Origin of the sequence: Cuneatibacter sp. NSJ-177 (assembly GCF_022867805.1) — a bacterium.
Lineage (GTDB): Bacteria > Bacillota > Clostridia > Lachnospirales > Lachnospiraceae > Pseudolachnospira.
Genome location: NZ_JALIFO010000010.1, coordinates 12,883 through 38,012 on the forward strand (window position 1 = coordinate 12,883; position 25,130 = coordinate 38,012).

Here is a 25,130-nt window from a genome sequence, read left to right on the forward strand (position 1 = left end):
CGCCCCTTACTCTTCTTCCTGAACCGCCTTCTTCTTTTTCCAGATCAAGATTCCAGCAAGTCCTGCCAAGACAACCGCACCGATTGCAATGGAAATCCACCAGGCGCTGGTCTGGTTCTCCTCTTCTTTTTGGACCTCTGACCCAGCCGAAATCACCAGTTCGTTGATCTTTGTGTTAAAATAGGACTCTTCTTTGTATTCCGTCCCGTTTTCATCCTCGTAGATCAGCGTAATCGTCCCGCCGGTCTGGCCATAAAGCTCTTCCCCCTCCGCCAAATCCCGGTTCATGTTCTTCGCTCCGACAAATACCTTCATCTGGGCCTCCCCGGCGGATCCGCTTTCCAGATTTCCAATAAAGGCGCTCCCGGTCGGGATCAAACCAGCGGCGTCCAGCTCAAACCGCACATTGTAAGCGGCGCTCTTTCCCATATTGGCCGCCTGGAAACTGAGTGTGATCGTATCGCCGGCATTCACGGAAGTCGCCACGGTTGGCACCGTGCCCTCCACACGCATGGGCTGGGTCACGGCAATGTCCATCGTTCCGCTTGCGGACAGGGTCATCGCATTCTCATTGTCATAAGAAATCGCCAGCTGCACATGATATTTTCCCACTGCAATTGAGGATTCCGCCCGGTAATGCAGCACCAGCTCCCTGGATTCCTCTTTCCCCAGCTTTTCCCAGAAAGTAATGTTACTGTCATCCAAAAGCGTCAGCCCTTCCGCGTCCGTTGTGGCGGTCAGGGTCAGGTTCTGCACCTTTTGCTTTTTGTTGGTATTCTTGATGACCGCCCGTATTTCAAATTCCTGCCCGGCCTCCACAGTGCCGGGGGTGACCGTGTATTTCTCGACAAACAAGACAGGCTGTGACTCCGGTTTCGTCTCCTCTGGCGCCTGGGGCTCCGTCACCGGCACATCCGTGCTTTTTCCGTCCGTCACCGTGACATACGTGGTGAAACTCTGACTGACAGACTGTCCCCTCTCATCCTTGGCCGTCAGGTTCAGCACCAATGGATATACGCCGTTGTACCGGTCTCCGGAAAGTTCCAGGTCTAAACGAACCAAATACAGAGTCCGCGCTTCCCCGGTATCCAGGTCGGTCTGTACCGATTCCGTCACCGTCTTTTGATAGTTTCGATAGACAAAGGGACTCCCCTCGGTCCCGCCAAGCTCCGGAGTAATCATCACGGAATTTCCCCGCACCGGACCGTCGGCTGTCAAAGGCAGTATCACCACAGCGATTCCATTTTCCACCGCAGGCAGGTAGCCCGCCTGATAACTGCTTCCCATGGCGTCATACCGATGGCTGTCGTCGATGGAGAAGGTCAACTGCTCAATCGGTTCGTCATCCGCTCCGGAATCCCCTTCTCCCGCCTGGGTTTTATCCGATCCAGAATCCGATCCGTCCCCCTGGCTTTTATCCTGTCCGGCATCTCCCTGGTCTTTGTCCACGCCGGAATCGATTCCTCCCGCCGGATCACCTCCAACCGGTTCCGCCCACACCAGCGAACTTGCCGCCAGCATTCCTGCACACACAGCCGCCGCCAGAAACTTGATCCCTCTCGTCCTCATATGCTATCCCCCTGTTCCAATTTCCCATTGTAAAGCGTCAGGCTCCGCAAGGTCCGCCCGGCAGTCCGGCGGCAGCCCGCAGTCTGTATCAACGTCATATTCCCCTGGCGAAGAATCGCCGGAAATAAATCCCAGACTTTATCCTCCTCCGCCTCCGTCAAATCTGCCGTAAACTCGTCCGCCAGCACCAGTTCCGGCCCGTGAAGCGTTCCCCTTGCCATATTGCCGAAACTGCTTTCCAGGGCGGTCAATTGCCCGGAAAGTCTCCCCCGCACAGAACGAAGCCCCAAAAGTTCCAGGCGCTCCTTGGCTAGTTTCCTTGCTTTTACTCCCGGCATTCCCTTTAGTATAAGCGGCAGCGCAACATTTTCCTCCAATGTCAGCAGCGGCAAAAATCCGGGATTCCGGGGCAATATCCCCAGATGCTTTCTCCGAAAGGCCTCCCCAGCTCCCCGGTCCGCGCCCGTCCGCTCCTTTTCCAGCACATATACTCTCCCTGCGCTGGGCGTCCGGAAACCGGACAAGATTTCCATGAGCAGTGTCTTCCCGCTGCCCGGTCCGCCCAAAACGGAGACGGATTCGCCTGCTTGAACCACAAGGTCAACTTCTTCCAGTATCCGCCGGTTTGGAGGAAACCACTGTACGATTTTTTCCGCCCGCAAAATTTCCATAATTCCTCCTCAGCGCACCATGGTCATCACACCGGCGTCCATTTCACAGACCGTGTCACAAAGTTCATCGATATCAACTTGATTGTGGCTCGCGAGGAGGATCGTCTTCCCCTGCACTCGCAATTCTTTAATCAAATCCCGCATCTGGGCGACGCCGTGCTTGTCGAGCCCATTAAAAGGCTCATCCAGAATTAGTATAGAAGGGTCCTCCATGATCGCCTGGGCAATTCCCAGCCGCTGCCGCATGCCCAGAGAATACTTCCCCACCGGCTTTTTGCTGTCCGGATCCAGGCCGACCCGGCGGATCGTATCGCGGACCACGCCCCGGTGGATTTTTTTCTGGAGAGAAGCCAAAAGTTCCAGGTTTTTCTGGCCGCTCAGGTTCGGAAGAAATCCCGGCGTTTCAATGATCACTCCCACATCCTTCGGGAAATCCACGTCTTTCCCCACCTGCTGAAAGTTCACAAACACACGCCCTTCCGTGGGCTGCAAAAAACCGCAGATACACTTCATCATCACGGTTTTGCCGGAACCGTTGTTTCCGACAATCCCGTGAATCTTTCCCTCTTCAAATTCCCGGTTTACTTGTTTTAACACCAAATCTTCCCCAAACGATTTGGAGAGATTCTCTAATTGAATCACTGTCTTCAAAATGCCGTCCCCCCTTAGTTTTCCGTTCCGCGGAAGTGGAAGCTGTACCGTCTGATTGCCCAGAGGCTCAGAACCATCAAAATCAGCAGCAGCCCTCCGAATATCAGATAGGTCTGCCAAAGCCTGGGCAGCCGGTCGTACCCGAAGTTGTGCATATGGTAAGTCGCCTGATTCAGCGGGGACGCCCAACCGACCCAAACCCTGGCCTTATAGGCCAGTTCATCCGGCAGCCGGAACAGGTTCTTCAGGTTCTCCGGATTCAGCAAAAAACCGGACACGCTGAAAGCGAAAACAGAGATGACTCCCGCCACCTGGCCCTTCCAGATATTAAAAAATAACATCAGGAAGACCATCACTAAGGTGTATAAAAGCATGAGAAGAAAAATCGTCGCCATACATGGATATGGCTTGCTCATCTCCAGGGTTTTTACCAGCGCCGGAAGGGCCACGGCCTCCCCTTCACCGGAGTAGCCGAGGATAGCGGCCGTCTTGCTCCACATATTGGCCGGAAAAGCGTTTGTCATGCAGACCAGGCTGGTCGCGGCCAGGATAAAGGTCAGGTAAATCGCGGTTGCGCTGATAATATACAGCCCTTGCCCCAGAACCCAGGTTTTCCGGTCGATCCGCATCAGGTAAAACGGCGTACCGGCCGACAGAAAGGGCATGTCCGCAAAGAGCAGGATCAGCAGCATGGAGGAGAGCAGAATCGAGTTGCTGTCCCCAAAGGTCCAGACAAAGGGTTCCACAATCTGCATGATGGTGTCGTGCTCCTTGGCAAAATTCACAGCCTTATCCGACAGCAGGAAACAGAGGATGAAGGCAAGAAGAAAGGTGATGATGATTCTCGGATTTTTATGCCACTGGCGGAAGTTATAGACGGCCACGGCCCCAATTTGGCGGAGCCTTTGGAAAAATCTCTTAAACACGTTCCAGCCTCCTTTCCGCAGACAGCACAAACAAAACCATCCCGATCGCCAGCAGCTCGCCGACCCACAAGATCACGCCAAGGATACCTGCGAACCAGCCGTTTCCCGGATTCAGCCAGACCAAAGGGTAGAACAGCACCACATAAGGGAAATAGCGTTCATACAGAATGATTAAAAGATAGTAAAAGATAAACGGCGCGGTGTAGGCCACGTACCGGCTTCCGGTAAACGTAGCGGTCCAGGCCCCGAACACAGACCAAAAAGCGCCGGAGAAGAAGAAAAGCAGGATCTTTTGCAGCAACTCTAAGATCTGCGGCTGAAGGCTCATGCCTTCCTCCGCCGCTTTTTCCAGAGGCGACAGAACCAGCCAGGACAGGCCGCCGGACAAAACGATGCCAGCCGCCAGCACCAGGCCGCCGGAGACCGCGCAGGCCGCGGCTTTTCCCCAGAGATATCCCCGCCTGGTGGTCCGGGGCAAGATCGATTTGATCACGCCGCACCGCACGTCTTCCACAAAGCTGGCGGCATAGGGGAGGGCGCAGAGGATCGGCATCAGGAAAGACATGGTGTTGCCCTTCAGACCATCCAGGATGAACTGAAGGAAATTGCCGTAGGTTTGAGGATCCTCAGACTGGAAAAGCTTTACCAGAGTGTCCAGCTGGGAGAGGAACAGGAAAAGAGGAATGACCAGTACGCCCAGGAGAAAGCCTGGGGAACGAAGTGCTTGTTTTAGGTTTGTGGTAAAAATTGTTTTCATATGCTTTCAATCATCCCCTGTTCTTCCTGATAATGGCATAGATGTCGAACTGTCTTATGTTTATTAATAAGAGTTTAGCAGGGAATTGCATCTGAGTTGTTACTTAGTATGGAGAAATTATTGCATGATGGGAATTCAGTACCCTAAATAGGTATTGATTACTGTGCCATCCACTGCGTTCAATGTCAACAATGGAGAGTCCAAGCTTGTAATCCCCCCCTCTTCTTCTGCTTCCTGGCCGTTGATAGTTCCATAAAAATTCCAGGCAGGGACAAGATAAAACTCCTTTTCATTGTCAGGAACCTTAATTCGAACCAATTCTTGTTCAATCCGATTAACCTGAATCAAATACCTTCTATTTTCGTTTTCAGACAACTCTCCTTCGCCAATGTTATTCTCGGTATATTGCACCTCCATCTGAGTCTGAAAACGTTTCATAATCTCTTCAAATGACAGGGTAGAGACATTTTGATTCTCAATTGCAATCTGATCCATCGGGCTTTCCCAAGCAACAAAACCTATTTTTCCGTTACTTACATCAAATTCCAGACTCTCATAATAATACCTTGCCGCATATTCCTCTCCACCAATATTTTCCAGCTGTGGAAGTACTGTAACTGGAAATCCATCATAAGAATTTTGACATAAAATGTGATAATAAGCAACATGGTTTTCTAATTCTATAGGTGTGCAGGAATATATCTTCCAGTTATTCATTCCCAGTGCTTCTAAGGTGTCCTGAACTAGCACCTTTGCACTTTCCTCACTATATGACAGATATTCCCACTCATAATTTTCATCTGGTATCGTAAACCAGATGCTTTGCCGCATAAAATCATCTGCTTGACGGTTTGTCGCCCAAATTTCATAAATACTATTTCCAATGTCCGCTTCAATTTTTAGTTTTTGAGTCTTGTCAAGTTCCTGTTCCTCCTCGCTATTCAGGCTTAAATCGATTTTCGTGTCATAGTAAGTAGAGGGGTGAAATTCCCAGCTTGTCTCCTTCCTCTCTACTGTTACCGGCGCCGTCTTATACAGTTCTTCATATAAGGCCAACTGTTCCAAATAATATTCTTTAGCAGCGTTCAATATTTCCGGATCTTCTCCATATTCCGCTTGCAAGCTTTCATCATTCATTTCACTCCTAAGCTGTAAAATATAATTTTCTATCTCTGTTTTTGACATCTCCCCTCTTTTATCATAAGCAGGATTTCCCTCAAAAAATATTTCAGCCCATTTTTGTACATCTTCTTGGCTAATAATATGGGGAGCTACCCGGTAAACTGGTAAATTTCCGGTCCATGCTTTCACATCAGCATTCACTTTAACAGTTATTGCTCCTGTATTTCCTTTAAACTCCATCTTATATGGAAACTCATTTACGCTGACATCCGTTGAGAGCTCTGTTGAATTTATGGCTTCTGTAGCTTGCAAGATAGCTTCAAATTTTTTCGCATCTTTACCCGCAACAATCTCATCTTCTGGATTTGCTTGGCAGCCTGTTAATAATAAAGTTAATATCGGAATCATTAAAAGGGAATACAATTTAAAGGAATTATCACTACGCATTTTTACCTCCAAACTGGTTACCGGGGCACCATAAAAATCTTATGGGCCCCGGTAAAAGTCAAACGGCATTAACGATAATTAAATGTTTGATAGGTGCCATTTGTCGCTTCTGATGTCCCGGCAGAACTGGTTCTCACCGACCAGTTACCAGATCCAGTCCCTCTTCTAATCACAAAATTTGTGTAATAACACCCAGTGCCTTTATACATATCAAAACTTCCATCGTTTGAAAAATACTCTGTGGAATAGTAAGAGAGAACATCATCAAGTTTCCCCCAGGTTTCCGGCCCTACTATACCGTTAACTTTATTACAACCTTTCGAGCGCTGGAACACTATCACTGCATTGTGTGTTTTAGTACCAAAACTTCCATCTACACCTCCATTGTCACCAATAAGATCCCTGCACTCTACGTTATAATCCCTTACAATACGTTGTACGGCTTTCGTATATCCGGAGTAAGAAGTCCCTTGGGCAATCTGCTGAAAATTCTGCCACTGCGACTTATACCCCGTAGACGCCATCACCGTTAGAGACGAGGCTACACATAACATTACCGCCATTCCTGTTGCAATTAAGGCTTTCATTCTTTTCATACGTTACCTCCTACTTGTTTCGCTTTGGTTTACAAGTCACTTCAATCCTACTTCAAAATGAACTTGGCCAGTATTCATCCATTGTAGAATTAGTATGAAAAAGCAACCTTTGCCGGCGCAATTACTATCCATGGAATAGAATGAAGGTTACTGATTCATTTTACAGACCGAAGAAACTTATATTGGATCCAAAACACCTGGATTCAATATCCATTATGAATAAAGTAAACATACATGTAAATTCATCGTCATAGCTTGTCTGACGGTTCCGTGCCTTTTTGTATAAATTTATTGTTAGCTTTACAATCCCCACAAATAAATGTCGCGCATACTACGACACTCTATTTGTAGATGTTTCATCTTTAAAATATAGGGGTAAACACCCCTATATTCTTTTTCTTACCGGACGTTATAACTCCCCGAAGCATAAACAGTAGTACCAGTCTCATTCTCTATATAAACGCGGTAATATCCAGATTCGTCCAACGCAAATGTATGGAAGACCGTATCGCTCCCCTTCACATATCGGCGTGTGCCATCTGGCTCAATAATTCCTACTTTAACCACTTTATCAATCGGGTCAATATAGGCTGTTACACTAATGCTTCCGCCTGATTTTGCAGAAAACAAACTAGTCTTCTTTATGTAATCAGTCGGAACCGTCCAATCAAAGCTTACTGCTGATCTGGCTAGATTGCCCTGGGTTTCCCCAAGCTCTTCCACAATAGCCGGATTCACTTCGGTTTCCACATATTCAATCAGTTCTTTTCCTTCCATCAGAGATTCTTCCGCTTCTACCTCAGTTGCCTCATACAACTTCACATAGCCTTCCGCCGCTTCCGTAGAAGCTGCGTAAACTGAAACCGTGCTAGCCGCAACCAGCAGTATGCTTGCTAATCCCATCTGTACCTTCGTTCTCACCTTGATATTCCGGTAACGCTCCATTCTTTTTACCCTCCTTAATAATTCGTGTTTGTCCTCAAAAAGCTGAGTACTCAAAAACCCCTTCATTCTGTTGTTCCCCTCTACGCAATTCAGAATAATTTGAAAGTAATCCTTCATCCCTCCCATCCTCATACAAACATCATAATCGCAGGCATACTCACACCAGCGCCGGACGATTATGTTATACCACCAAACTACCGGATTCCAACAATGGATAATCAATATCAGCATCGCTGCATCTTTCAGCCATAAATCCCGGTGCAGATAATGAGTCAATTCATGGTGAAAAATTGTCCTGAGCGCCGATCCGTCATACTTGCCCACCGGCAGAACTACCATCGGGCGAAACGTGCCTATGAGAAAAGGAACCTCTGTTCTATAAGAAAATCTCAGCCGTACCCGCTTTTCCTTTATGCCAAGTTCTTCACATATCTCCCGGAAACAGTCTCGCTGCATTTTATCACAGACAAAACACCCTCGCAGATTAATTTGCAAACGAATCCACAAAACCACACACCGGATAAACATAAGAAACGCCAAACAAATCCATAAGGGAACGCAAAACTCCATGGCTGTAACCGTCTGCGGCGTCTGCAAAAAGAGAACACCCCTATAAATCGCATCTCCTCCATCCATTGTCAGGAAAAAAAGATAAACCACCGGAACGACAAAAAATATCGTCAATATTTTTAAAAATGTATACAAAATATTCCGGAAGCCCAGACGGTCCAGAACCAAACCAAGCAAAAACCACAAGAATAAAAATACGCTGCCGGTAAGCGACGTCAACACCAGCACTACCAAAAAGTTAGTCGTCCAGATCATCCAAAATCGCCCTTATCTCTTCCGCATCTTTTTTGGTTAGCTTATGGTTGGCAGCCAAGGCCGAAAGGAAACCTGCCGCCCTGCCCCGAAACCAGAAGTCCGTCTCTTCCGTTGCCAGCTTTTGCTTAAACTCCTCCTCCGTTCTTACTGCATGTGCATAAGAAAGCTTCCCTTTTCGGTAGGTTTTTGCATATCCCTTATCGGATAGCCGCAAAAGGAACGTAACAACCGTCGTTCTTTTATAGTCTTTATCAAACCGTACTCTCAATTGCTCTGTCAGCTCCGGAATCGAGATATCTTCCTCCGCATCCCAAATCACCTTCATAATTAAGGATTCGCATGCGCTCAATTTTTTCTCTTCCATATCGTTTTTCATCTCCAAATCACTACGTTATTCGTCTTGTATACAGAATTATATTACTACAAATTTCCATTTTTAGCAAGTCTATTTTTCGTTTTCACTCTATTCCTCCATCATTTGACTACGCACAGTAACATTTTGATCACCATGCTCTAAAATCCTGTCTGTTCATGGGACTCACCTCCCATTAGTAATCTCGAAATCAATATCCGAGTCTCACGTTAATGTAAGTTCCGTCTACTGCATTGATCGTCTGATAGACATGCTCCGTTCGGCTAAGAGCATCTTGATCCAGATCTTCATACCAGTAATGTCCTCCCCCTGTATCCAAAGACTCTATCCCGCGGAAACTCCAGGCCGGAACCAAGCGAAATTCATCATAGTTGTTTGGAATCTGAATTCGTACCAACCCAAACTGAATATCTGTCACATGGATTTCACCTGCCTTTATTCCCGCCAGAACTTCTTGATAATCTGAATTCTGCGGGTTTTCCCTAGAAAGCCTCCCCAGAGTATACTCAATCTGCATCTGGCTTTGAAATCTTTGGCAAATCTCAGAGAAAGGAAGCACCTGTACGTCTCCGTTTTCCACTGACGTTACTTCTAACGGGGCGGTCCATTTAAATTCTGTAATTCCATTTTCCCGTACTGTGACTCCAACTTTTTCGTAATCATACATAGCGCCATAGCTGTCATCCGGATAGGAGGACATTTGGATCTGTTTTGTCACTTCCACCCCTTCATAAACAGGGATGTACACCAGCGAGTACGCATAAATGTCTTCCTCCGTTCCCTCCTGCAGCCGCTCCCGCCGGACATCCTCCACCGTCAAGTTACGCGGACGCACGCGAAGGACCGGCAAATGATTCGTCTGCCAGACGCCGGAAGCATCTACTTTTACCGTTACCGTATCTTCTGCCCCGCTGAACTCATCCTGATAGGAGAACTCTTCCCAGGTAATTTCTTTCCCACTGTCTATAATTTCTGAATCAGACCGGCTTTCCTGCCCTTGATAGATGGCGCTCTCCAACTGTCCGTCGTTCTTACCCTGAACAAGTTCTTGTTCCGGGGACTTTTGGCAAGCCATCAAAGATACTATTATCATACACAATCCGCTTACATAAAGTGTAACTTTCGCTCTCTCCATATCTCTCCCTGCTTTCTGATGAGAAGTTTCATCACTTTTACCGCATGGCATTATGTATTGTTAAACCCCCCAATTATAATTTATATTAACACCAAAATGTAACCGTTTTGTAACACCCCTTCCCCTCCGCCTCCCGCCGCGAAAAAAATCCCGCCCCCAGGAATACTTTCCCACAGCCTGGACTATACTTAGATGACTAGAAATTTCTTCTGAAAGGAGCCGCGGCATGATTGAAAATCAGTCAGAGCGACATCAGCTGCTCTCCGAGCTGCGTCAGACGCAAAACGAGTTGGAAAGGGCCATGAATCATCTCAACCAGGTCGTGGATCCGATTCTCGTGGACTGCACGATCCATGAGATCGAGGCCGCCCAGCTCCGATACCAGTTTCTGCTGAACCGGGTCCGAAGCATGGACTCCGGCTCTTGATTCCCCTTGACCCTTCCGCCCTGATTTGTTATCATTAGTATAAATTGTTTTACAGTAAACAAGGAGGAGGGTGTACGGATGGCGTATCAAAAAATCACCGAGACCGACCGTTACCTGTTTGGAAAGGGAACCCACTACGAGATATACGAAAAGCTGGGAGCACATCCCGCCGTGTCCGGGAAGAGACACGGCGTTTCTTTTGCCGTCTGGGCGCCCCACGCCGCGTCCGTTTCCGTGATCGGAGACTTTAACGGATGGGATCCGAATGAAGCGCCGATGGAACCGCTGGCGGACTCCGGAATCTGGGAGACGTTTGTTCCCGGAGCGAAGAAAGGCGACCTGTACAAGTTTTACATAACCGATGAGACAGGCAAAGGCTTTGCCAAGGCGGATCCCTATGCGTTTTACTCGGAACTTCGTCCCGGCACGGCTTCCCGTATTTTTGATCTGTCCGGCTTTTCCTGGCAGGATCAGGAATGGATGACGAAACGTCCCAGGAAAAAACCGGTCACCGAGCCATATGCCATCTACGAGGTACACCCAGGATCCTGGAAAAAACATGACGGCGAGGGCGACTCCGCCTTTTATTCCTACCGCGAATTGGCAGAGAGCCTGTCCGGCTATGTCAAAAAGATGGGATACACCCATGTGGAGCTGATCGGAATCGCAGAATATCCTTTTGACGGTTCCTGGGGATATCAGGTGACCGGGTATTACGCCCCCACCTCCCGCTACGGAACCCCGTCCGACTTTATGTATTTTGTGGACTACCTGCACCGGCAGGGCATCGGCGTCATTCTGGACTGGGTCCCGGCGCATTTTCCGCGGGATGCCCATGGGCTGGCAGATTTTGACGGACAAGCCCTCTATGAGTATGCGGATCCCCGAAAGGGCGAGCATCCGGATTGGGGCACCAAAATCTTTGACTATGGCCGCACGGAGGTGTCCAATTTCCTGATTGCCAACGCGTTGTACTGGCTGGAAAAATTTCATATCGACGGCCTGCGCGTCGATGCGGTGGCCTCGATGCTTTATCTGGACTACGGGAAAAAAGAGGGGCAGTGGATCCCCAATCAGTACGGAGAAAACAAAAATCTGGAAGCCATCGAATTTTTCCGCCATCTGAACAGCATCATCAAAGTCCGGGTCCCCGGCGCAATCACGATTGCCGAGGAAAGCACCGCCTGGCCCGGCGTTACCGCCGATCCCAGCAAAGGCGGCCTTGGCTTTACCTTCAAATGGAACATGGGGTGGATGCACGATTTTCTTTCCTATATGAAAGAAGACCCTCTGTTCCGGAAATACCACCACAATCAGATGACCTTTGGCCTGACCTACGCCAGCAGTGAAAATTTCATCCTGGTGCTCTCTCATGACGAGGTGGTGCATCTGAAATGCTCCATGCTGGAGAAAATGCCGGGAACCGGCGAGGACAAGTTCGCCAACCTCAAAGTTGGTTATACCTTCATGATCGGCCATCCGGGCAAAAAGCTGCTGTTCATGGGACAAGAATTCGGTCAGAAACGGGAGTGGAGCGAGGAGCGGGAGCTGGATTGGTTCTTGCTGGAGGATCCCGATCATAAAAATTTACAGAAATTTTTCCACGACCTGCTGCATCTTTACCGGACCCACCCGGCCCTCTACCGAAAGGACCAGGATGGTGACGGTTTCCAGTGGATCAACTGTGACGACGCCGAGCGGAGTATTTTCAGTTTTGCCCGATTCAGCCCTACCGGGAAAAAGAATCTGCTCTTCCTTTGCAATTTCACGCCGGTAGAGCGGAAGGATTACCGGGCCGGCGTCCCCTGTCCCGGCGACTACACCTTGCTTTTGGATCAGAGCGCCGGTCTCTATGGCCGGGGAATGAAAAAACCGGTTCAGCATGCGGTCCGATCCGAATGCGATGGGAAGGAATTCTCCATCGCGCATCCGCTGGCCCCCTACGGCGTGGCGGTATACGAATTTGCCGCCAAAACGGATGCCAAAAAGAAGAAATAAACATTCTTCCTTATCTTTAAAACCACATCTACGGAGCCCCTTTTCCAGGGGTTCCGTTTTTTATTGTCCTATACTTGACGAGTTTTCTCCTACATTTTCCATCTTCTGACCTTTAACACGTTTTTCCTTTTTGCATATGCTAATGTCAAGAAAATTGCAGATGATTATCACTTAAGGAGACAGCGAAATGAAGATCTATACCTATCAGGGCCGCAAAAATATTTGCGGCGAAAAGATCCGGGAGATGCGGGTTAAAAGCCGCCTTTCTCAATCTGAGTTAGCAGCCAAGGTTCAGACCGAAGGAATTACCCTTGAAAGGGACAGTATCAGCAGGATTGAAAATGGAACAAGATTTATCGCAGATTATGAATTGATGGTATTCGCAAAAGTTTTAAACGTTGACGTCAAAACATTGATGAACTAGGCCGGCCGAACAAAGCGAGGATTCCGTTTCCTATGAATCTCTCTCTTTTTTTATAGCCCAAGCATTTCGTGCCTGCTTTCAGGCGCTTAGATGCAAAGCGAACTGCCTTCCAGATGGATTCCGCCTACCATCCGATGCCCGGAATCCATCCGGTTCTCGGTTTATCAATGACTTTTTCAGCCGGGACGTCTGCCCGGTTTTTTGTATTGCTGATCTTTCCCACATTTATTTAGTATACTTTAATCCGGGATCTTACCTGCCAGTAATCCACTGATGGCATCCGCGGCGCTTACATAAAGAAAGCATCCCCGAAGAGATGCTTCCCATTCCCACTATACTATATTGTCGTTTTTCTCAACTGCACATCTATATTCTGTCCCCTATATACAATCCGGAGGACCGTAACTGTTTTTTCCTCATCATCCGGAATATAGAACACGATAAAATGATCCACTGGCATTTGGTGAAGCCCTCTGCTCCGCCACGGTTCTTTCTCATATAGCTTAAACTTTCCCGGCATATCTGTCAATTTTAAAATGTTCTCTTCCAGACGGTCAAGCTGCCCTGCCGCATTTTCAGGTTCCAGGAGACTGAATGCAATGTATTCATAAATCCCCCTCAAATCAGAATTCGCCTGCTCCGTAAGGGCCACATGGTATGTCATAGGCCATAATCCTTACGAATTTCAGCAAACGCCTGCGCTGCTGGTTTTGTTTTCCCCTGCACGAAATCCGTGTACCCTTTCTCCAGTTCCTGGTTCATTTCTGCTTCTGTCAATGCACCGGCTTCTACAGGTTTTGCGGCAGGCAGCTTCACATCAAAGGGAATCCCCCTTTGCATGACTACCTGTTTTAAAAAAATATTAACCGCATTGGACACCGGAATCCCAAGCTGTCCCAGCACACTCTCTGCCTGCTCTTTCAGACCTGGTTCCAAACGCACAGATAGATTTGTCGTCTTTGCCATCATGGTAGCCTCCTTTCCTGCTATTAGTATACGCCATTGTCCGTACAATAGCAATACAATGGCAAGAATTATTTTTCTGGATTATGGGAGGACTTTACGGTACGATTTCATCGTTTTACATCCAATCAGGCGATTCTCTCTTTCCGCGTTCCGCTTACCCCAACGCCACATCTAAGATCATCATCAGCACAAACCCTGCCGCAAACCCAATGGTCCCGATATTGCTGTGCGCCCCCTCGCTGGCTTCCGGAATCAGTTCCTCCACCACCACATAGATCATTGCCCCGGCCGCAAAGGACAAGAGATATGGCAGAACCGGCGTGATAAACGATGCCAGGAGAATCGTAAGCAGAGCGCCGATGGGCTCCACGACGCCGGAAAGCGTTCCATAGAGAAAGGCTCTCCCCTTCCCCGCCCCCTCGCTCTTAAGAGGCAGAGAGATAATGGCGCCTTCAGGGAAATTCTGGATGGCAATCCCGATGGAGAGCGCGAACGCGCCTGTCATCGTGATATCCGAATTCTGCGCCATCATACCGGCAAAGACTACGCCGACCGCCATTCCTTCCGGAATATTGTGCAGCGTCACGGCCAGCACCAGCATTGTGGTCTTTTTCCATGAACACTCCGGCCCTTCCTTCTCTCCTCCCATATGAAGATGAGGAATCAGACGGTCCATGGCAAGAAGAAAACCAATGCCAAGCAGGAACCCCACGGCCGCCGGTACGAAGGCAAATTTCCCCATGGAATCCGACATGTCCATCGACGGAATCAGCAATGACCAGACCGAGGCGGCCACCATCACGCCGGAGGCAAATCCCAGCAAAGCCTTTTGCACCAGCGGACGGATTGCATTTTTCAGCAAAAATACGCAGGCGGCTCCGGCCGTCGTTCCCGCAAACGGGATCAGTAATCCAAGAAATGTTTCCATAAGATTCCTCCTAGACTAAAATCAGTCCCAAAACAGCTGCAATCGCGATCAAAACCGGTACGCTGGCCTTTGTCTTCCAGGAAATCAGGCCCACCACGATGGAAATCAGCACCGGTTTGAAGTAAAAACTCTGCAAGGTGCTTTCCGGGAAAAAGTTACTCTCACACAGAGTAAAGAGTGCATAGAGAACCATACCGATGCAGACCGGGCGGACGCCGTACATCACATGGCCCATCAGTGGATTCCCTTTCACCTTTTGGATAAAGATGGCGGCCATCAGGCACAGCGTCAGCGACGGGACCAGAACGCCGAACGTAGCGCACAGCGCGCCCAGAATCCCGGCCGTTCTCATTCCGGCAAAGGTGGCGCAGTTGATACCCAAAGGGCCCGGCGTCATCTCCGCAATCGCCACAATATCCGCCACTTCCTCCAGGGTCATCCAACCATTCTGCATCATTTCCTGGTTGATGACCGGAATCATGGAAAGGCCGCCGAAACTGCAAAATCCAATCCGGACAAACGCCAAAAACAGATTAAGATAAACCATCTTTGTTCCCCCTTTGCAGAATCAATCCGGCTGCCGCGCCGGCCAGCACAATAAAAATATTGTGCAGCGGCGTAAACACGCAAAGCAGAAATGCAGCGGCCGAAATCAGATAGCCTTTATAATCTACCCAGGCTGTCTTACGCATCTTGAGCGCCGCGCCGCCGATAATCGGAATAACGGCGGCCCGGACTCCGACCAAAGCTTTTGCCACATAGATGTTATCTTTAATCTGAGTGTAAAATCCGGTTACAATGGTCAGTACAATCACTGACGGGGACGCAATCCCGGCCACCGAGCAGACGACGCCTGGTATCCCTCCGATTTGGTAGCCGAACAGAACGCTGACGTTCATCACCATGATGCCGGGCATGGAACGGCCGACCGAAATGATGTCCACCAGGTCCTCCTGCGTCATCCAGCCTCTCTTTTCAATAAACTCCCTTTGCAGCTGGGCTACAATGCTCCAGCCCCCTCCCCACGTAAAGAAGCCCACCTTGAACATGACCCGAAGAACCGTCAAGGCGCGCTTCCAACTGGCTTTTTTCTCTTTCTTCATTGTTTCCTCTGTTGGTATTTATTTCGAATGTCTGAGATCCGGCCCCGCCCCACAGACAGCAGGAAAGCCCAAACTCTGCCTCCGCTTGAGTCCGGGCCAAATCTCCTGCCATGCGCTTATAATCTCTTTTTCAGCTCTTCCCGCTCTTTCTCATAACCAGGTTTTCCCAGGAGGGCAAACATGTTCTTCTTATAGCTCTCCACGCCCGGCTGATTAAACGGATTCACGCCCAGGAGATAACCGCTGACGCCGCAGGCAAATTCAAAGAAATAAAACAGCTGTCCCAGCGAGCGCTCATCCTGCGCCGGAATATGAATCATCAGGTTCGGAACCTGGCCGTCGGTGTGCGCCAGAATCGTCCCGTCCATCGCATTCTTGTTGACAAAATCCATGGTCTTCCCGGCCAGATAGTTCAGCCCGTCCAGGTCCACCGCTTCCTCCTCCAACACCACCGAGGCACGGGGAGTCTCCACCTCAAGAACCGTCTCAAACATCAGGCGGCTGCCGTCTTGGAGGAATTGTCCCATGGAGTGCAGATCCGTGGTCAGATCCACGGAAGCCGGAAAGATTCCTTTCCGCTCCTTGCCTTCGCTCTCCCCATAAAGCTGTTTCCACCACTCGGCAATATAGTGAAGGCTCGGCTCATAATTTGCCATCACCTCAATGGACTTTTCCTGCTGATAGAGGAAATTCCGCGCCGCCGCATAGAGCAGGGCGTCGTTCTCCTCATAGGGAAGCGTCAAAGCCCGGTTTCTGGCCTCTGCTGCCCCCTCCATCAGAGCCCGGCAGTCGGCTCCGCTGACTGCAATCGGAAGAAGTCCCACAGCGGTCAGAACAGAAAAACGTCCTCCCACATCATCCGGAACCACGAAAGTCGGATAGCCTTCCTCATCGGCCAATTTTTTCAGCGCACCTTTTTCCTTGTCCGTGGTCGCATAGATCCGCTTGGCTGCGCCTTCTTTTCCATATTTTTGTTCCAAAAGCTTGCGGAAAACGCGGAATGCAATCGCGGGTTCCGTGGTCGTCCCTGATTTGGAAATCACATTAACGGAAAAATCCTTCCCTTTTAAAACATCCATCAACTCCGACAGATACGTTCCGCTGATATTATTTCCCACAAAATAGATTTCCGGGGCCTTTCGGACCTCAGGCGAAACCATATTATAAAAGCTATGGCGCAAAAATTCAATGGCTGCGCGGGCCCCCAGATAGGAACCGCCGATTCCGATCACCAGCAGCACATCCGAATGCGCCCGGATCTCCTCCGCCGCCTTTTCAATCCGGCCGAATTCTTCCTGATCATACTGAACCGGCAGATCCAGCCAGCCGAGAAAATCATTGCCCGCCCCATTGCGGGAAAGCAACGTTTTCTGAGCAAATAAAATCCCTGGCTTCATTGCCTGCAAATCGTCCCCGGTCAAATAATCACGGGCCCGTCCATAATCAAAATGTACAATAGACATGTTTTTCCTCCTCTATCCTCTCATTGGTATCTCATTTCCGCTGTCAAACCGGCGGCGCTTTCCTATCCTCTGTTTACCTTAAGTCAGATATTCCCGGAAAATATCCTCCAATACCTTTTCCTCCTCCGGTCCCAGCGTGACCGGCGGCTGTACCGGCTTGGGAGTAAGCGATCCCCGGCGGAAATGGCGGTTGCGCTCGATTCTGGGGAGCAGCTGCTTTTCGAAACTTTCCACCAGGGCCTCCAGGGCCAGCGCTTCCTTCCCACGGTTGTCCAACAAAATCTGAAACAGAATCCCGGCCCCGCCCAGGACAATACCGGCCGAACCGTTCATCACGATGATACGGTAGTCCAGGTTCAGCAGATACGAAGCGGCCGCGAGCCCCAGCCCGCCCAAAATGGACAGAACCGTGGCGGCTCCCGCCAAATGACGCCATAGTCTCAGCGGAAAGCCCAGAGCCCGGCAGCGGCGGAAACACTTCTCCAAATATCCGGCCGGACTGGTAATCCCATTTCCAATCTCCGACAACTCCTCAAACTGCGTCTTCCAGCGCTTCAGCTGTTTATCTTTTGTAGTGTTCAAATCCTCCGATTGACGAATCAGCTTCCGGCAGCGGCGGTTCACCACCAGCCGGCAGCAGATGCCGAGGACAGCGATTCCGGTGAGGATAAAAATCCCCAGGCTCCGCTCAAGAAACACTACTGCCATGTATCTTCCCCCTATCTTCGATTTCCCGCGGAACAACTGCGGGCGTCAGTTTTTGACGTTATCTATAGTATAGAATGAAACATACACTTTTGGAAGATATTTTCTATAAAATCGTTCGTCATTTCCCGACGCCGTTCGAGAAAAGATTCATCAAAATGTCAGTTCCGGTGCGGATCGCAATGCCTTTGAATGTTTCAAAATCCATGGGCGAGTCTTCATTCGCCCCGTCGGATATGGTACGAAGGATCAAAAACGGCACTTGATTGCAGTACGCCACATGGGCAATGGCTGCGCCCTCCATCTCCGTACAGCAGGCGTCAAAGGTTTCATAGATCCATGTTTGCTTTTCTTTCCCCTGAATAAATTGGTCCCCGCTGACAATGCGCCCTTCATGGCAGGCATGATCCGGGAGCAGCCCCCGGCAGGCGCGGACCGCCATCTCCCGCAGTTTTGGATCAGCGGGAAAAACCGAATTCTCCATATAGGCAATCTGTCCCAGAGGAGTCCCCAGCGCCGTGGTGTCAAAATCGTGGTACATGGCGTCCGTGGAGATCACCACATCGCCGACGTGGACACCCGGAGCCACCCCGCCGGCCACTCCGGTATTGATCAGCGTGGTCACCCCGAATTCGCTGATCAGGATCTGGGCGCACATGGCTGCGTTCACCTTGCCGACACCGGCGCATGTCACCACAACGGGAATCCCCTTAATCACGCCTTTATAGATGCCGAGCCCGGCCCGGCGGAATTTCTTTTTATCTTCCATAGCCTCATGGAGAAGCTCCACTTCTTCCGGCATGGCTCCGATGATTCCAAGCATTTTTCCCTCCTAATTGCAGCGGTTTCTTCCTTATTAGTATACTGTTCCATCCGGCAGAATGCAAGCGGCAAAACCGTCCGGGTCCGGATTTTCCCGGCAGGCCGGATTCCTGGCCGATTCCTCGGAAAAATTCGAGATAGCCTTTGCTGAACAACGATTTTGTGATATACTGATACGGTAGCATTTTTACAACAACCAACCCGGCTGATTTGACACGAAGCCATGGAACAAGGGTGAAAAGGAATCCAAGCGAGGTGTATCAGAATGGCTCTTGAAAACAAATTAGGAATCACAAGCGCACCCGAACTGGCCGAGGCAGAGGAGAAGATCAGCAAAAAAGAGGCCGTTGAACTGTTCGAGTGCGGTATCCTTGACAGGCTGGAAGCCGGTAAATTTTCATCTTTAAAAGCAATCCATCACTATTTGTTTGAGGATATTTATGCCTTTGCCGGTCAGCTGCGCTCCGTGAATATCGCAAAAGGCAGCTTCCGTTTTGTACCCCGGATATATCTGGAAGCAGCGCTGAAAAATATTGAACAGATGCCCCAGTCTACATTTAATGAAGTAATAGAAAAGTATGTGGAAATGAACATCGCCCACCCTTTCCGTGAGGGGAACGGCAGAAGCATGCGGATCTGGCTGGATTGTATCCTTAAAAAAGAAATCGGCAAGGTTGTGGATTGGAGTCTGGTCGATAAAGAGGACTACCTTCTTGCGATGGAACGGAGCCTCATCAAAGATATCGAAATCAAACACATCCTAAAGGTAGCCTTAACGGATCAAATCAACGATAGAGAAATTTATATGAAGGGGATCGACCACAGTTACTACTATGAAGGCTACACTGCTTTTAAGGCAGAGGACTTATAACGAAACAACATGAAGGAGGATTTTATGATGAGATACAGACCCCACGGCGTTTGCTCCCAGGAAATTGAATTCCAGGTGGAGGCTGGAAACCTGACCCAAGTGAAATTTACCGGAGGCTGCCACGGCAACCTTCAGGGCATCAGCCATCTGGTGGAAGGGATGCCCGTAGATGAGGTAATCCGCCGCCTGGAAGGGATCCGGTGCGGTTTTAAAGCCACATCCTGCCCGGATCAGCTGGTCCAAGCGCTCCGTGCCTATCAGAATGCCCAATCCTGAGGAGGTTTTCTATGAAACGCATCATCCTGACGGGCGGCGGAACAGCCGGACACGTCACCCCGAACCTGGCCTTGCTCCCGCTTTTAAAAGAACATGGCTACGACATCCGCTATATTGGCTCAAAAGAGGGGATTGAAAAAAACCTGGTCGGGGCTGCCGGTATTCCGTATGACGGGATATCTTCCGGCAAACTTCGCCGTTATTTTGACTGGAAAAACTTTACCGACCCGTTCCGCGTGATCAAGGGATTCGGAGAAGCAAAAAAACTGCTGAAACAATACCGCCCCGACGTCGTTTTTTCCAAGGGAGGATTTGTCTCCGTCCCTGTGGTGCTGGCCGCGAAGAAGCTGAAAATTCCGGCTGTGATCCACGAGTCCGATATGACTCCGGGCCTTGCCAATAAGCTGAGCATTCCCTCAGCCGCCAAGGTTTGCTGCAACTTTCCGGAGACGCTGGAAAACCTTCCGAAGGAAAAAGCCATTGTCACCGGATGTCCGATCCGCGGAGAGCTATTGTCTGGTTCCCGCGTAAAAGGCCTTACCCTTACCGGTTTTTCCCCGGACCGTCCAGTTCTCTTGGTCATCGGCGGCAGTCTTGGTTCGGTTCGCGTAAACGCGGCAATCCGTCAGGTTCTGCCGAAGCTCCTGGAGAATTTTCAGGTCATCCATATCTGCGGCAAAAAAAATCTCGACGAGAATTTAAAAGGTACGCCCGGCTATCTCCAGTATGAGTATGTAAACGATCATCTGAAGGATCTTTTCGCTATGGCCGACGTGGTGGTCTCGCGGGCAGGCGCCAATGCCATCTGTGAGCTTTTGGCCCTGCGAAAGCCCCATATTCTGGTACCGCTCTCCGCCGCCGCCAGCCGTGGGGATCAGATCCTCAACGCGGGCAGCTTTCAGAAGCAAGGGTTCAGCGCGGTGATCCCGGAGGAGGAGCTCTCCGACGAAAGGCTCCTTGACACCATCGACGAAGTGTACAAAAACCGAAGCAGGTACATAGAAGCCATGGAAAAAAGCCCGCTGGGAAATGCCGTGGAGACCATCGTCGGCCTCCTGGATGAGCTGTCCGGGAACAAACACAACGCATAGTGTTCATTGACCCGGTGTAACTTTACACTTCAGAAAAAACCGGATGAACAATAAGCGCCGCCGCCTATCTGATAAAGGTAGGCGGCGGCGCTTCCGTTCTCTCACCTGGCAACCGCAGAATGAACCCACAAAAGCTTGGCCGGTTTCGAAGATATATTTCTCCAGCAGTGAAGGTCCGAGCCGCGGTGATAAAAAGTATCGCCCGGATGGAGAATATACGGCGGATCATCGTTCAGCCGGTACTCCAGAACGCCGGATATCAGGCAGATCAGTTCCTCCCCGTTGTGGGTGTGTGGAGCCAGGCTGCCGGCGCCCGGCTCCACGATGCAGAGCACCGGGTACATCATGTGCTCCCGCATGGCAATGAGGGAAAACATCTCCATGCCGGGGGCCGAAGATAGCTTGATCGGATCGCCGCAGCCCTTGCGGACCAGATGATTCTCCTGTGCCGTTGGTTCCATAAAATACAGAGGGTTTTCCCGATAAAAATGGGCCAGCTTGTTGAGAATATCCAGGGATACATTTCCTCCATTTTCCAGCTTGCTTAAATGAGCGGTGGAAATATCCACGGCCTTGCTGACCTCCTCCAGCGTATATCCCTGCTGTTTGCGGATTTCCCGCCACTTCTTACTGATCAGTTTCTTGGAGTAGTAAACTTCTTTCTGCTGCTCCACATACTGTTCGATATCCGAATCGCCATTGTTTGGCAGCAGCAGCTTGATGGCGCGGGCGCCCATGCGCTTTTCGACAGAATACTCTTTAATCTTCTTTAATATCTCTATATCATCCAGTGTAAAAACACGGTAATTGCTGCTGGAACGCTTCGCTGTGATGAGTCCGTTTTTCTCCCAATTACGGATCGTCGCAGGCACCACCCCCAGCATCTTTGCCACCTGACTAATGGTAAAAGTCATGTTATCATCATGATCCATGATTATTCCTCTTCCGGAAAGCCCTATCAAATGATAATAGCCGCAAATCAAGGCATTTCCGGCTTCCTCCTGTAATATTTCTATCATATGAGAGGAACCGGCGCAAGTCAAGCTTTTTCTGAACGGCAAAAATGAAAAGAAGATGAAGCCTTCTGCGCATGGGACAGAGAGTAACGATAACCTTCGACCAAACCGTCCGGTTAAGCAATCCTGATGCGGGCATCCACCGCAAAGAATCCTCCGCGGGCAGAATCATAAATCAACGGATTAATATCCATTTCGCTGATAACCGGAAAATCCAGCAGCAGACGGTTCACACACATAATAATGGTTTTAAACGGTTCGGTATCTACCGGCTTGCTGCCGCGGTAGCCGGTAAGCAAAGGTTTGCAGCGCAGGCAGTCCAGCATTCGGTCCGGATCCGCCGGGGCCAGCGGCACATGCCCAAAGGCAACGTCCTGGTACAGCTCCACCAGTGTTCCGCCAAGGCCAGTGAGAATACTGTGCCCCAAAGCCGGGTCCTGTGAAGCGCCAATAATCATTTCCAGTGAGCCGGTGATTTGCTGCTGGACTTGAATCCCTCGAAGTCCGGGGAATTTCTCCGTCCACTCTTCCAGCACTTCCGCCAGCTCCCCGGCATCAGAAATGTTCAGCCGGACACCGCCCACATCGGATTTATGTATGATGTCCGGGTGATCCACCTTCGCAACCACCGGATAAGGCAGATCCAGCGCTGCCGGATCGCCGCCGCAGGGCAGATAGGCGTTTTGCGCCATCGGAATGCCGTACAGAGACAGCAAACGGAAGCAGGCATCGGCGTCCAAATATGCGTTTGAGCGGGCCGCCTTGACAATACGCCTTGCAGCCGCCCGGTCTCCCATGGAAATCCGGCATTCCCGAACCGGAGCCTCCCTTTTAGGGGTCTCCACCATATAGCGCATGGTGCGCACCATCTGATCTGGGAAATTGAAAGTGGGAATCCCTCCCTCCTTCATCACCCTGCGTCCCCGCGCCCCCAAGGTCGGCCCAAAGAAGCAGGAAAAAATAGGGATCGGTGTGGAATTCAGGATATCCACCATGGCCTGAGCCACCTCCCCGGTATCGACAGTGGCCGGAGGCACACAGTCTACCACGATGGCATCATACTTTCCGCTGTCAATCATGGCATGAGCCGCAGCAGCATAGTGGGACGGCGGAGCCGGCGCCACCAGATCCAGAGGATTGTGGGTGGACGCTTCCGGCAGAAGCTCCTTTGCCAGGCTCGCCTGTTCCTCCGGATCCAGCTCCGGCAGTTCAAAACCGTTTTTTACCAACGCGTCGGTAGTCAAGGTACCCAGACCGCCCGCATTGGAAATGATGCCGGCACGGTTGCCGCGAATACGAGGCATTTTTGTCATGCTGGAAGCCAGCAGGAACGCATCTTCCAGGTTTTCCGCCCGTATAACCCCGCACTTTTTCAGCAGTGCATCCGCCACATTGTCGTTTCCGGCCAGACTGCCCGTATGGGACCCGGCGGCAGCCGCCCCTTTCGCGGTGCGGCCCGACTTGACCACGATCACCGGCTTGGTGATCTGAGCCATCACCCGCTCGAAACGGAATGGTTCAGGAATCGTCTCCATATACATGCAGATAATATGGGTATTTTCATCGGCCTGAAGCAGCGGCAGCAGGTCGCAGGGACTGATGTTTGCCATATTGCCCAGAGAGGCCACCACCGAAAAACCCACATCCAGCTCTCCGGCGAAATCAATGAGGCTGGCCCCCAGCGCGCCGGACTGAGTCAGAAAGGCCACATGGCCTTCTGGCGGCGTATCTGCCAGAATCGTGGCGCTTAAGCGTACATCTGCGGCTGTATTTGCCACACCCATACAATTCGGACCAATGACACACATATTATACCGGTCCACAATGGACAGCAGATCCTTCTCTCGCTGAATCCCGTCGCCGCCGATCTCCCGGAATCCGGCTGTGATGCAGACCAGGGCCGGAACCCCTTTTTGGCCGCATTCCTCCGCCACAGTCAGAGCACTGCTGGAGGGTACAGATATCACACCCAGATCCACAGGATCCGGAATATCTAAAATAGAGGCGAATCCGGGAAATCCCAGCACGTCCTCGCCCTTCCGATTGACAGCGTAAACTTTCCCTCGAAAACCGGAATCCAGCAGATTCTGCACGATGGCTTTGCCAATGCCAGGCCGGTTAGAGGCTCCAATGACCGCAACGGAGCTGGGACGCAGCAGCTTCATGCGGTCACGCTGAAAAGTTGGCTTGTTCTCCTCCCAGCTCTCCACTGTCAGCCCCTTCGGCGCAGGTTCTCCTTTATAATAGAGATGATTCTCATCATCCACCGCGAAGTTGCCCAGCGCCAGCTCCAGTACGGCACGCGCCCCCACCTGACGGTTTTGCTCGTTAACCAGCTTCAGATAGTGACGGAAACGCGACTCATAATCGTCATGGAGATGATAGTCCACCGGAATTTTGGGAGAGCGCACCAGCAGAGGCCCGGCATCCAGCTCTTTGGTGGCCAGGTGGGCGCTGGCCCGCAGATAATCCATGTTCAGATCAAAGGCAGACTTGATGCCGTTGGCTCCAGCCAGCAGGCGATGTCCCGCTTCATCGGTAACCGCCAAATCCGCCGGGTGAACGTTCACCACCAGATAATTGTCCAACACAATATCGGTAGTTGCCCAGACATAGCCGGCCAGCAGAATCATGTCCGCATCAAATTTTTCCAACAGGGTAATGGCCTCCGCGTCAAATTCTGCGCGGACGGCCCGATCTTTCAGCGGCTTTTGCCTGTCCTCATAATATTTCCTGATATCAATTGCTTCCCACGGTACGCCATACTGTTCGGCAGTGGCTACCGCTTTGGAATCCGGCTTATCGGCGAAAATACCTACGATCTCGAAGGGGCAGCCCTCCGGCGTTTTCTCCATGTCCTTTTGCAGCTCATAGGCCTTCCACAGCGTATTGCCGGAGCCGGAACAATACCCCAGCACACGCAGTTTTCCCTTGGCGGGATTGATAATTGGTTTCAGCATATCCGATGCCTCCTCGTTGTATCCTAATTTTTTAAAAAAATGCTCTTTTACCGCCAGGCCCTG

Annotated in this window: 26 protein-coding genes; 6 read left to right on the forward strand and 20 right to left on the reverse strand. The window is 50.5% G+C overall.

Annotated elements, in window-relative coordinates; all coding sequences use genetic code 11:
* Window positions 1-6: 6 nt before the first annotated feature.
* The 10 genes from MUB23_RS14885 to MUB23_RS14930 form a co-directional block, all read right to left on the reverse strand.
* Window positions 7-1,569 (reverse strand): COG1361 S-layer family protein, encoded by a 1,563-nt coding sequence (locus MUB23_RS14885; protein ID WP_244801442.1) that lies wholly within the window; start codon window positions 1,567-1,569, stop codon window positions 7-9.
* Window positions 1,566-2,240: an ATP-binding cassette domain-containing protein gene (locus MUB23_RS14890; protein WP_244801443.1), complete on the reverse strand. Its 675-nt coding sequence runs from the start codon at window positions 2,238-2,240 to the stop codon at window positions 1,566-1,568. Before MUB23_RS14890 ends, MUB23_RS14885 begins: the two co-directional genes overlap by 4 nt.
* A 9-nt stretch (window positions 2,241-2,249) precedes the next feature.
* Window positions 2,250-2,891 (reverse strand): ABC transporter ATP-binding protein, encoded by a 642-nt coding sequence (locus tag MUB23_RS14895; RefSeq protein WP_244801444.1) that lies wholly within the window; start codon window positions 2,889-2,891, stop codon window positions 2,250-2,252.
* A gap of 14 nt (window positions 2,892-2,905) precedes the next feature.
* The gene (locus tag MUB23_RS14900) at window positions 2,906-3,817 is read right to left on the reverse strand and encodes a hypothetical protein (RefSeq protein ID WP_244801445.1); all 912 of its coding nucleotides are present in this window, start codon (window positions 3,815-3,817) and stop codon (window positions 2,906-2,908) included.
* The gene (locus MUB23_RS14905; protein WP_244801446.1) at window positions 3,810-4,574 is read right to left on the reverse strand and encodes a hypothetical protein; all 765 of its coding nucleotides are present in this window, start codon (window positions 4,572-4,574) and stop codon (window positions 3,810-3,812) included. Before MUB23_RS14905 ends, MUB23_RS14900 begins: the two co-directional genes overlap by 8 nt.
* 135 nt (window positions 4,575-4,709) lie before the next feature.
* On the reverse strand, window positions 4,710-6,143 hold the full coding sequence (locus tag MUB23_RS14910; RefSeq protein ID WP_244801447.1) for a DUF6034 family protein: 1,434 nt from the start codon (window positions 6,141-6,143) through the stop codon (window positions 4,710-4,712).
* A gap of 68 nt (window positions 6,144-6,211) precedes the next feature.
* Window positions 6,212-6,739: a peptidoglycan-binding domain-containing protein gene (locus MUB23_RS14915; protein WP_244801448.1), complete on the reverse strand. Its 528-nt coding sequence runs from the start codon at window positions 6,737-6,739 to the stop codon at window positions 6,212-6,214.
* Between the two features lie 399 nt (window positions 6,740-7,138).
* Window positions 7,139-8,509 carry a M56 family metallopeptidase gene (locus tag MUB23_RS14920; RefSeq protein ID WP_244801450.1) on the reverse strand — a complete coding sequence of 457 codons (1,371 nt, stop codon included), beginning with the start codon at window positions 8,507-8,509 and terminating at the stop codon, window positions 7,139-7,141.
* On the reverse strand, window positions 8,493-8,873 hold the full coding sequence (locus tag MUB23_RS14925; protein WP_244801451.1) for a BlaI/MecI/CopY family transcriptional regulator: 381 nt from the start codon (window positions 8,871-8,873) through the stop codon (window positions 8,493-8,495). The genes MUB23_RS14920 and MUB23_RS14925 overlap by 17 nt, the downstream gene beginning before the upstream one ends.
* A gap of 199 nt (window positions 8,874-9,072) precedes the next feature.
* Complete coding sequence (locus MUB23_RS14930) at window positions 9,073-9,975, reverse strand: DUF6034 family protein (protein WP_244801452.1); 903 nt, start codon at window positions 9,973-9,975, stop codon at window positions 9,073-9,075.
* 268 nt (window positions 9,976-10,243) lie between these two features.
* Here MUB23_RS14930 and MUB23_RS14935 point away from each other — a divergent pair, with 268 nt between their 5' ends.
* The 3 genes from MUB23_RS14935 (at window position 10,244) to MUB23_RS14945 (ending at window position 12,866) form a co-directional block, all read left to right on the forward strand.
* Window positions 10,244-10,444: a DUF2508 family protein gene (locus MUB23_RS14935; RefSeq protein WP_244801454.1), complete on the forward strand. Its 201-nt coding sequence runs from the start codon at window positions 10,244-10,246 to the stop codon at window positions 10,442-10,444.
* A 78-nt stretch (window positions 10,445-10,522) separates the two neighbouring features.
* Window positions 10,523-12,442 (forward strand): 1,4-alpha-glucan branching protein GlgB, encoded by a 1,920-nt coding sequence (gene glgB / locus MUB23_RS14940; RefSeq protein WP_244801456.1) that lies wholly within the window; start codon window positions 10,523-10,525, stop codon window positions 12,440-12,442.
* A 187-nt stretch (window positions 12,443-12,629) separates the two neighbouring features.
* Window positions 12,630-12,866, forward strand: coding sequence for a helix-turn-helix domain-containing protein (locus tag MUB23_RS14945; protein WP_244801458.1), 237 nt, complete (start codon window positions 12,630-12,632; stop codon window positions 12,864-12,866).
* A gap of 337 nt (window positions 12,867-13,203) precedes the next feature.
* On the opposite strand, the gene MUB23_RS14950 is transcribed toward MUB23_RS14945, so the two are convergent.
* The 8 genes from MUB23_RS14950 to MUB23_RS14985 form a co-directional block, all read right to left on the reverse strand.
* Window positions 13,204-13,530, reverse strand: a complete 327-nt coding sequence (locus MUB23_RS14950; RefSeq protein ID WP_244801459.1) for a type II toxin-antitoxin system RelE/ParE family toxin — start codon at window positions 13,528-13,530, stop codon at window positions 13,204-13,206.
* On the reverse strand, window positions 13,527-13,835 hold the full coding sequence (locus MUB23_RS14955) for a type II toxin-antitoxin system RelB/DinJ family antitoxin (protein WP_244801461.1): 309 nt from the start codon (window positions 13,833-13,835) through the stop codon (window positions 13,527-13,529). The genes MUB23_RS14950 and MUB23_RS14955 overlap by 4 nt, the downstream gene beginning before the upstream one ends.
* A 151-nt stretch (window positions 13,836-13,986) precedes the next feature.
* Window positions 13,987-14,760 carry a ZIP family metal transporter gene (locus MUB23_RS14960; RefSeq protein WP_244801462.1) on the reverse strand — a complete coding sequence of 258 codons (774 nt, stop codon included), beginning with the start codon at window positions 14,758-14,760 and terminating at the stop codon, window positions 13,987-13,989.
* 10 nt (window positions 14,761-14,770) lie between these two features.
* Window positions 14,771-15,307, reverse strand: coding sequence for a chromate transporter (locus tag MUB23_RS14965; protein WP_244801464.1), 537 nt, complete (start codon window positions 15,305-15,307; stop codon window positions 14,771-14,773).
* Complete coding sequence (locus MUB23_RS14970; protein WP_244801466.1) at window positions 15,294-15,863, reverse strand: chromate transporter; 570 nt, start codon at window positions 15,861-15,863, stop codon at window positions 15,294-15,296. Before MUB23_RS14970 ends, MUB23_RS14965 begins: the two co-directional genes overlap by 14 nt.
* Window positions 15,864-15,979: 116 nt before the next feature.
* The gene (locus tag MUB23_RS14975; protein WP_244801468.1) at window positions 15,980-17,326 is read right to left on the reverse strand and encodes a glucose-6-phosphate isomerase; all 1,347 of its coding nucleotides are present in this window, start codon (window positions 17,324-17,326) and stop codon (window positions 15,980-15,982) included.
* A 78-nt stretch (window positions 17,327-17,404) separates the two neighbouring features.
* Entirely contained in the window at window positions 17,405-18,034 is a 630-nt protein-coding gene (locus MUB23_RS14980; protein ID WP_244801470.1) for a hypothetical protein, read from the reverse strand.
* A 118-nt stretch (window positions 18,035-18,152) separates the two neighbouring features.
* A complete protein-coding gene (locus MUB23_RS14985) occupies window positions 18,153-18,854 on the reverse strand; it encodes a 5'-methylthioadenosine/adenosylhomocysteine nucleosidase (RefSeq protein WP_244801471.1) in 702 nt (233 codons plus the stop codon).
* A 264-nt stretch (window positions 18,855-19,118) separates the two neighbouring features.
* On the opposite strand from MUB23_RS14985, the gene fic reads away from it, so the two are divergent.
* The 3 genes from fic to MUB23_RS15000 are packed head-to-tail and all read left to right on the forward strand — an operon-like array spanning window position 19,119 to window position 21,091.
* Window positions 19,119-19,724, forward strand: a complete 606-nt coding sequence (fic, locus tag MUB23_RS14990) for a protein adenylyltransferase Fic (RefSeq protein WP_244801472.1) — start codon at window positions 19,119-19,121, stop codon at window positions 19,722-19,724.
* 27 nt (window positions 19,725-19,751) lie between these two features.
* Window positions 19,752-20,000: a TIGR03905 family TSCPD domain-containing protein gene (locus MUB23_RS14995; RefSeq protein ID WP_244801598.1), complete on the forward strand. Its 249-nt coding sequence runs from the start codon at window positions 19,752-19,754 to the stop codon at window positions 19,998-20,000.
* A gap of 11 nt (window positions 20,001-20,011) precedes the next feature.
* Window positions 20,012-21,091: an undecaprenyldiphospho-muramoylpentapeptide beta-N-acetylglucosaminyltransferase gene (locus MUB23_RS15000; protein ID WP_244801474.1), complete on the forward strand. Its 1,080-nt coding sequence runs from the start codon at window positions 20,012-20,014 to the stop codon at window positions 21,089-21,091.
* Window positions 21,092-21,192: 101 nt separating this feature from the next.
* On the opposite strand, the gene MUB23_RS15005 is transcribed toward MUB23_RS15000, so the two are convergent.
* Entirely contained in the window at window positions 21,193-22,023 is an 831-nt protein-coding gene (locus MUB23_RS15005; RefSeq protein ID WP_244801476.1) for a helix-turn-helix domain-containing protein, read from the reverse strand.
* A gap of 200 nt (window positions 22,024-22,223) precedes the next feature.
* Window positions 22,224-25,067 (reverse strand): acetate--CoA ligase family protein, encoded by a 2,844-nt coding sequence (locus tag MUB23_RS15010; protein WP_244801477.1) that lies wholly within the window; start codon window positions 25,065-25,067, stop codon window positions 22,224-22,226.
* Window positions 25,068-25,130 lie beyond the last annotated feature (63 nt).

Excerpts from the sequence above, each read along its gene's own strand:
- MUB23_RS14965 (WP_244801464.1), bottom strand. The coding sequence starts at position 15,307 with ATGGTTTATCTTAATCTGTTTTTGGCGTTTGTCCGGATTGGATTTTGC.
- MUB23_RS14980 (WP_244801470.1), bottom strand. The coding sequence starts at position 18,034 with ATGGCAGTAGTGTTTCTTGAGCGGAGCCTGGGGATTTTTATCCTCACC.
- MUB23_RS15005 (WP_244801476.1), bottom strand. The coding sequence starts at position 22,023 with ATGGATCATGATGATAACATGACTTTTACCATTAGTCAGGTGGCAAAG.
- MUB23_RS14935 (WP_244801454.1), top strand. The coding sequence starts at position 10,244 with ATGATTGAAAATCAGTCAGAGCGACATCAGCTGCTCTCCGAGCTGCGT.
- fic (WP_244801472.1), top strand. The coding sequence starts at position 19,119 with ATGGCTCTTGAAAACAAATTAGGAATCACAAGCGCACCCGAACTGGCC.
- MUB23_RS15010 (WP_244801477.1), bottom strand. The coding sequence starts at position 25,067 with ATGCTGAAACCAATTATCAATCCCGCCAAGGGAAAACTGCGTGTGCTG.
- MUB23_RS15000 (WP_244801474.1), top strand. The coding sequence starts at position 20,012 with ATGAAACGCATCATCCTGACGGGCGGCGGAACAGCCGGACACGTCACC.
- MUB23_RS14945 (WP_244801458.1), top strand. The coding sequence starts at position 12,630 with ATGAAGATCTATACCTATCAGGGCCGCAAAAATATTTGCGGCGAAAAG.
- MUB23_RS14930 (WP_244801452.1), bottom strand. The coding sequence starts at position 9,975 with ATGATAATAGTATCTTTGATGGCTTGCCAAAAGTCCCCGGAACAAGAA.
- MUB23_RS14950 (WP_244801459.1), bottom strand. The coding sequence starts at position 13,530 with ATGACATACCATGTGGCCCTTACGGAGCAGGCGAATTCTGATTTGAGG.
- MUB23_RS14975 (WP_244801468.1), bottom strand. The coding sequence starts at position 17,326 with ATGTCTATTGTACATTTTGATTATGGACGGGCCCGTGATTATTTGACC.
- MUB23_RS14885 (WP_244801442.1), bottom strand. The coding sequence starts at position 1,569 with ATGAGGACGAGAGGGATCAAGTTTCTGGCGGCGGCTGTGTGTGCAGGA.
- glgB (WP_244801456.1), top strand. The coding sequence starts at position 10,523 with ATGGCGTATCAAAAAATCACCGAGACCGACCGTTACCTGTTTGGAAAG.
- MUB23_RS14915 (WP_244801448.1), bottom strand. The coding sequence starts at position 6,739 with ATGAAAAGAATGAAAGCCTTAATTGCAACAGGAATGGCGGTAATGTTA.
- MUB23_RS14955 (WP_244801461.1), bottom strand. The coding sequence starts at position 13,835 with ATGATGGCAAAGACGACAAATCTATCTGTGCGTTTGGAACCAGGTCTG.
- MUB23_RS14925 (WP_244801451.1), bottom strand. The coding sequence starts at position 8,873 with ATGGAAGAGAAAAAATTGAGCGCATGCGAATCCTTAATTATGAAGGTG.
- MUB23_RS14890 (WP_244801443.1), bottom strand. The coding sequence starts at position 2,240 with ATGGAAATTTTGCGGGCGGAAAAAATCGTACAGTGGTTTCCTCCAAAC.
- MUB23_RS14995 (WP_244801598.1), top strand. The coding sequence starts at position 19,752 with ATGAGATACAGACCCCACGGCGTTTGCTCCCAGGAAATTGAATTCCAG.
- MUB23_RS14970 (WP_244801466.1), bottom strand. The coding sequence starts at position 15,863 with ATGAAGAAAGAGAAAAAAGCCAGTTGGAAGCGCGCCTTGACGGTTCTT.
- MUB23_RS14920 (WP_244801450.1), bottom strand. The coding sequence starts at position 8,509 with ATGATCTGGACGACTAACTTTTTGGTAGTGCTGGTGTTGACGTCGCTT.
- MUB23_RS14910 (WP_244801447.1), bottom strand. The coding sequence starts at position 6,143 with ATGCGTAGTGATAATTCCTTTAAATTGTATTCCCTTTTAATGATTCCG.
- MUB23_RS14960 (WP_244801462.1), bottom strand. The coding sequence starts at position 14,760 with ATGGAAACATTTCTTGGATTACTGATCCCGTTTGCGGGAACGACGGCC.
- MUB23_RS14905 (WP_244801446.1), bottom strand. The coding sequence starts at position 4,574 with ATGAAAACAATTTTTACCACAAACCTAAAACAAGCACTTCGTTCCCCA.
- MUB23_RS14985 (WP_244801471.1), bottom strand. The coding sequence starts at position 18,854 with ATGCTTGGAATCATCGGAGCCATGCCGGAAGAAGTGGAGCTTCTCCAT.